Source organism: Aeromonas sp. ZOR0001 (assembly GCF_000801015.1).
GTDB classification, from domain to species: domain Bacteria; phylum Pseudomonadota; class Gammaproteobacteria; order Enterobacterales; family Aeromonadaceae; genus Aeromonas; species Aeromonas veronii.
The window spans coordinates 1-5,747 of the sequence record NZ_JRJY01000031.1; the positions used below are offsets into that span (position 1 = coordinate 1).

At 56.3% G+C, this 5,747-nt stretch carries 6 protein-coding genes; 1 reads left to right on the forward strand and 5 read right to left on the reverse strand.

Annotated elements, in window-relative coordinates; all coding sequences use genetic code 11:
• Positions 1 to 295: AAA family ATPase (locus L972_RS03120; RefSeq protein ID WP_047435414.1), on the forward strand; the 295-nt coding region annotated here is incomplete at its 5' end.
• A gap of 80 nt (positions 296 to 375) precedes the next feature.
• Here the strand turns inward: L972_RS03120 and L972_RS03125 are convergent.
• The 5 genes from L972_RS03125 to L972_RS21725 all read right to left on the reverse strand — a co-directional run.
• Positions 376 to 1,746, reverse strand: coding sequence for a PhoH family protein (locus L972_RS03125; protein ID WP_005358170.1), 1,371 nt, complete (start codon positions 1,744 to 1,746; stop codon positions 376 to 378).
• A 220-nt stretch (positions 1,747 to 1,966) separates the two neighbouring features.
• Entirely contained in the window at positions 1,967 to 2,650 is a 684-nt protein-coding gene (locus L972_RS03130) for a TSCPD domain-containing protein (RefSeq protein ID WP_005358167.1), read from the reverse strand.
• A gap of 10 nt (positions 2,651 to 2,660) precedes the next feature.
• Positions 2,661 to 4,808, reverse strand: a complete 2,148-nt coding sequence (locus L972_RS03135) for an adenosylcobalamin-dependent ribonucleoside-diphosphate reductase (RefSeq protein ID WP_047435417.1) — start codon at positions 4,806 to 4,808, stop codon at positions 2,661 to 2,663.
• A 211-nt stretch (positions 4,809 to 5,019) separates the two neighbouring features.
• Complete coding sequence (locus tag L972_RS03140; protein WP_047435420.1) at positions 5,020 to 5,472, reverse strand: pullulanase; 453 nt, start codon at positions 5,470 to 5,472, stop codon at positions 5,020 to 5,022.
• Between the two features lie 55 nt (positions 5,473 to 5,527).
• On the reverse strand, positions 5,528 to 5,747 hold a 220-nt coding region (locus L972_RS21725; RefSeq protein ID WP_231560898.1), incomplete at its 5' end, for a hypothetical protein.

Sequence of the window (5,747 nt, forward strand, 5' to 3'; positions counted from 1 at the left end):
GCAGCAGCGGGTCGGGCTGGCTCGCGCGTTGGTGCGCGGCAAACCGCTGCTGCTGCTGGATGAGCCCTTCTCGGCCCTCGATCCCGCCCTGCGCCGGGAGATGCTGGCCGAAGTAGCCCGCCTCGCCTGCGAGCAAGGCATCACCGTGCTGATGGTTTCCCACAATCCGGAGGATGCCCAGCTTATCGCCGATCAGGTGCTGTTTGTCGACGAGGGCCGCATCGCCCTGCAAGGCAAGCCGGATATTCTGCAAAACAGCAACCACCCGGGGCTGCTGCGCTATCTTGGCCAATAGCCCTTGGGAATAAAGACTGCGCCATGATCAAAAAGGGAGGCCGCTTGGCCTCCCTTTGTATCTGGAAATATTCATCTAAATCAGAGATTTTCCTCGGCGAACGAGGCCAGCCGGCTGCGCACCACACCATTGAGGAAGATGTTGGCACTGCCGTCAAAATCCTTGAAACGCTCGACGATGTAAGTGAGACCCGAGGTCACCGGGCTCAGGTAGTTGGAGTCGATCTGTGCCAGGTTACCGGAGCAGACGATCTTGGTGCCTTCGCCGCAACGGGTGATGATGGTCTTGATCTGGGAAGCGGTCAGGTTCTGGCACTCATCCAGCAGTACGAAGGTGTTCTGGATGCTGCGCCCGCGCATGAAGTTGACCGATTTGAACTGGATGTTGGCCTTCTCCATGATGTAGCTGAGCGAGCCGCTCATGTTCTCGTCCTGCTTGTGCAGCACCTCCAGGGTGTCGGTCACCGCCGCCAGCCAGGGCATCATCTTCTCCTCTTCGGTGCCGGGCAGGAAGCCGATGCTCTCGGCAATTTCCGGGGTATTCCGGGTGACGATCACCTTCTCGTAAATGCCCTTCTCAATCACCAGCTCCAGCGCAGCAGCCATGGCCAGCAAGGTTTTGCCGCAACCCGCCGGGCCGGTCAGGATCACCAGATCGATGTGCGGATCGAGCAGTGCATCCAGAGCCATCCCCTGATAGACATTCTTGGGATGGACACCCCACGCCTTGCGGGACATCAGTCGCTCGCGGCCCAGATCCTTGATGCGGATCTTGTTGCCATCGTGGCTGAGTACCCGGGCGGCGAAGAAATTCTCCTCATCCACCAGATACTGGTTTACGTGAACCCCTTCCAGCAGATTGGCATCGATCACATGGATGGTGTCGCGGCCATGGGTCTCGCTCTCGCACTCGCCAACCCGCTCCCAAAAGCTGCCGGGCACAACCTGAAAGCCTTTAGCCAGCAGGCGGATATCATCGATCAGCTGGTCGCTACGGTAATCTTCAACGTGAGCAAGCCCGGCCCCCTTGGCCTTGAGGCGCATGTTGATGTCTTTGGTGACCAGCACCACCTGACGCTTCAACTCGTGCTTTTGCAGATAGAGGGCCGCGTTGATGATGCGGTTGTCGGCCTCCTTGTCGGTAAACACCTCGGCATCCTGCGGCAGATGGTGATCGCTGAAGATGCAGATATTGCCGCTCGCTTCGCCAGCCAGCGGCACGCCCTGGGTGATCTGATCCGGGGTTGCATCGCGGAAGACATCTTCCAGCGCACGAATGGCCACCCGCGCGTCGCGGCTGACATCCTTGTTGCGATCCTTGATGTTATCGAGCTCTTCCAGCACCGTCATGGGGATGAGCACGTCGTGCTCTTTGAAGGAGTAGATAGCGAGGGGTTCGTGAAGCAGAACGTTGGTATCCAGGATAAACAGCTTTCGGTCCGTATTGTCCATAAGCATCCTCCTTGGCACTGAAGGGCCACGTGTGTGAATCTCAGATGTCATTGAAACCACACGGCCGTGACAGTTTTATTACCCTCAACGCTACGCCCGATTTTACTATCGCGCAACAAGTCACTGGGCCGCCTGATTTGATTGCGCATAAAAACAGCAATAAAAAGACCGGCACTGTGGCCGGTCTTTTCTCTATCGTTCAACTACTTGGGCATGTCTGTCAGCCGCACTTGGAGTCGCCGCAGTTGAGGCAGGTCATGCAGCCATCCTTCAGCACCAGCGCCTTGGTGTGGCACTTGTAGCAGAGCGCGGCATTGGCCGGGAAACCACTGCTCGCCTCCTGCTCTTTAGCCTCCTGAGCGGCTTTCAACTCGGCTTGCTTCTCGGCCAGAAATGCCTGCTGATGCTCGTCCAACCCCGGTGCCTTGAGCATGCCTATCTCGGTGAGATGGCTCTCGATCACGTTGCCAATTTCGGCGATCAGCGACGGCACATACTTGCCCTTGTTCCAGTAGCCGCCCTTTGGATCAAACACCGAGCGCAGCTCCTCGACCAGGAAGGTGACATCCCCACCCTTGCGGAATACCGCCGAGATGATGCGGGTCAGCGCCACGATCCACTGATAGTGCTCCAGGCTCTTGGAGTTGATGAAAATCTCGAACGGACGGCGAGTTTCGTGAACCGTGCCCTCGTTGAGAATGATGTCGTTGATGGTGATGAACAGTGAGTGCTCGGAGACATGCTCCGGCGTCTTCAGCTTGTAGGTGGTACCCATCAGCCGCTCCGGGCGCAGCACGGTTTCGTGCATGTGCACCACGTCATCCTGCACAGAGAGATCTTCTTGCGGCTCATCCTTGGTACGCACCTTGTAGGCGACGATTTTCTTGTCGATCTTCTTGACCATAATGTCGTTCTCAGAATTTACCGTAATAGCCTTCTTTCAAGGCGTCGTAGAGGTTGGCGGCCGTATGCAGCTCGCCATCGTATTCGATCTCTTCGTTCCCCTTGACGGAGATGACGGAGCCATCCTCAAGGGTGAACTCATAGAGGGTGTTCTCCAGATCCTTCTCCTTCACCAGCACGCCCTGGAAGGCCTCCGGATTGAAGCGGAAGGTGGTGCACCCCTTGAGGCCGGAGTCCGAGGCATACATGTAGATGTCCTTGAACTGCTCGAACGGGAAATCAGTCGGCACGTTGGCGGTCTTGGAGATGGATGAGTCAATCCAGCGCTGAGCCGCCGCCTGAATGTCCACATGTTGCGCCGGGGTGATGTCATCGGCAGTAATGAAATAGTCCGGCAGACGGCTCGCCACATCATCGGCATAGGGCATGGCGGCCGGATTCACCAGCTCGCGATAGGCCAGCAGCTCGAAGGAGTAGACATCGACGCTCTCCTTGCTCTTCTTGCCCGGCTTGATGACGTTGCGGCTGTAGTGGTGGGCAAAGCTCGGCTCGATGCCGTTGCTGGCATTGTTGGCCAGAGACAGCGAGATGGTGCCGGTCGGCGCGATACTGCTGTGATGGGTGAAACGCCCACCCACTTCCGCCAACTCGGCGACCAGCGCAGGATCCACTTCGGCAACCTGCTGCATATAGCGGCTGTAGCGCGCATGCAGCACCTTGCCCTTCACCTTGTCGCCTACCTTGATGCCATCAGCCGCCATTTCCGGGCGCAGACGCAGCATCTTGCCGGTTACTTCGAACTCCTGCTCCATGATTGGGGCAGAGCCCTTCTCCTTGGCTAGACGCAGGGACTCCTGCCAGCCGGTCATCGCCAGCTCCTGGGATACCTGCTCGGTAAAGGCCACGGATGCAGCGGAGCCGTACTTGATCTGCAGCATGGTGAGGGTCGAACCAAGCCCCAGGAAGCCCATGCCGTGACGGCGCTTGGCAGTGATCTCCTCGCGCTGTTTGGCCAGCGGCAGTTGGTTGATCTCTACCACGTTGTCGAGCATGCGAGTGAAGATGGCCACCACCTTGCGAAACGCCTGCCAATCGAACGCAGCGTTTTCAGTAAAAGGGTCGCGCACAAACTTGGTCAGATTGACCGAGCCCAGCAGACAGGCACCGTAGGGCGGCAACGGCTGCTCACCACAGGGGTTGGTCGCGCGGATCTCTTCACAGAACCAGTTGTTGTTCATCTGGTTGACCTTGTCGATCAGGATGAAGCCGGGCTCTGCATAGTCATAGGTGGAAGTCATGATGACATTCCACAGCTTGCGGGCTGGCATGGTCTTGTAGACCTTACAAGCGACCTGCCCCAACTCGTTGAATACAACCCCTTCCTTGTTGGGCCAGTCGGCCCATAGCACCTGAGCGGGATCGTCCAGCGCAATGCCATCCTGCTCCACCTCTTTGGCGGTGTAGGGGAAGATCAGCGACCAAGGTGCATCCTCTTTCACCGCCTTGACGAAATCTTCGGTGATGAGCAGAGAGAGGTTGAACTGACGCAGGCGGCCATCTTCGCGCTTGGCCTGAATAAACTCGATCACATCGGGATGGCGGATATCCATGGTGCCCATCTGGGCGCCGCGACGGCCACCGGCTGACGAGACGGTGAAACACATCTTGTCATAGATATCCATAAAGGAGAGCGGGCCGGAGGTGTAAGCACCGGCACCGGAGACAAAGGCACCACGCGGACGCAGGGTCGAGAAGTCGTAGCCGATACCACAACCGGCTTTCAGGGTCAGGCCAGCCTCGTGCACCTTGCCGAGGATATCGTCCATCGAATCTTCGATGGTACCGGAAACAGTACAGTTGATGGTTGAAGTAGCAGGCTTGTGCTCAAACGCCCCCGCATTGGAGGTGATGCGGCCCGCCGGAATGGCCCCATTGCGCAGCGCCCACAGGAACGGCTCATACCAGGCCTCAGGTTCCAGCTCCTGATCTGCCAACGCACGGGCAACCCGCTGGTAAGTCTCATCGATAGAGCTGTCGATGGGAGTGCCATCCTTGCTCTTGAGGCGATACTTGCTATCCCAGATCTCGAGGGACGTTTCCTGCATGGGGATAAGGCGGGAGCCAAGCTCACTCTCCAGCACCGGGTTCGATTTAGCCATTTTCAATCAACCTTATGTGAATGCATCAACATCATGACAACAGCAGAAAACACAACCAATGGTGCCATCTAAAATTAATGGCACAACATATAGTACACCTGATGCCATGAGGGCGCCGATTCTAACCTAAAAAAATGCCCCGGCCAGCAGATTTCTGGGCCAGGGCACTTAACTGATTAATTTGCTAAGAGATTTAACACTCAGAGATAGATCAGGGCTTCTTGACGTAAACGGTCGGTGTTTCACCCGCCATATTCAGATAGAACTCGTAGACGCCATCAGCATCCGGTGAGAACTTCATGTCCTCATACTTGGAGCAGGGGTTGACCGGCACAGCCTCACCCCCCAACACGGCAACACCATCACTCGGGCTCTTGTAGCCAAAGTTGGTACCGCAGCTCCAGCCTGAATCAGCAAACTTGAACTTGTAGGGGGCCCACTCTTTCTTGAGGGTCCCTTTAGCCATATAGAGCTTGTCGGCCACCTTGGCTACCTTGCTTTCATCAGTCGCCATCCAGTCGTTCATCTCCCCGCGCAGGTAGATGGACTTGCCACCGAAATCGCCGTTGTCTGCCCCAGCCTGCTCTGCACCACCATTGGATGCGCAACCGCCTAATACCAGGGTTCCCGCCGCCAGCATCATCGTTACTGTTCTTTTGAACATGGGTCTATTCCTTAAATTATTGTGATTCCTTGGTCCATCCATGTGGACTGAAGAATTAAACCAGAGCAGGCATCACAAGAAAGGTAGAGGCATCACATTCTGTACTTTTTGTATCCAACACATTGAACTGGTGAGCAAATATCGAACAGAAAAAGAGGTCTTTTTGGGGCTTTAGAAGGGTAATCAATGAATGACAAGAAGGGGAAAGTTTAATATCCGGCGACGTTCTGAATTGCAGGCAATAAAAAACCCCGCTCGATGAGCGGGGTTTCTTG